The following is a 691-nucleotide window of genomic DNA, read 5'->3' as shown; positions in this document are numbered from 1 at the left end:
TCGGCATGCATCACCATACCCAGCGTGTTCGGTAGTTCTACCCATTCATAGGCATCGGCATAGACTGCCAGATACCACTCGCTGATCTGCTGCGGGTCTACAGCAGTTAATAAGGCAAAATTTCCAGTCACCATCAAACGCTGGATATGATGTGCATAGGCATGCTGAAAAGTATTACGGAAACACTCAGCCATACAGTTCATCCGAGTACGGCCAGTCCAGTAAAATTGTGGCAATGGTGCTGAGTGCTGCAGTGCATTGCGGCTGGCATATTCTGGCATGTACAGCCAGTAAATTCCGCGAACATATTCGCGCCAGCCGAGAATTTGTCGGATAAAACCTTCCACTGCATTCAGTGGTGCATGACCGGCATGGTATGCAGCTTCTGCCGCATCACAGACTTCTTTAGGTAGTAGCAGACCACAGTTCAGATAAGGTGAGAGCAGGCTGTGAAACAGCATGTCTGAGTCTTGAACCATGGCATCTTGATAATCGCCAAAATGTGGCAAACTGTGGGTAATGAAATGCTCCAGTGCAAGCAGAGCATTGCTACGTGTGGTGCCCCAGCGGAAGTTGTCAAGGCTGCCAGAGTGACGGGAAAATTCACGTTCAACTAATTCAAGCACGTCCAGATCAATCTGATCGTGTTCAAAGTGAAGTGGTGCAGGCAAAGGGGGATTGCCAGCCCAGG

The 691-nt window shown here is 49.5% G+C and carries 1 protein-coding gene; it reads right to left on the bottom strand.

Translation table 11 applies throughout. The features are described from left to right. On the bottom strand, positions 1–691 hold a 691-nt coding region (locus OKC24_RS19840), incomplete at both ends, for a cryptochrome/photolyase family protein (RefSeq protein ID WP_265466308.1).

This window comes from Acinetobacter entericus (assembly GCF_026168575.1).
In the GTDB taxonomy this organism is placed as follows: Bacteria; Pseudomonadota; Gammaproteobacteria; order Pseudomonadales; family Moraxellaceae; genus Acinetobacter; species Acinetobacter bouvetii.
The sequence above is the reverse complement of the archived record's forward strand: the minus strand, read 5'-3'. Positions and strand labels throughout refer to the sequence as shown.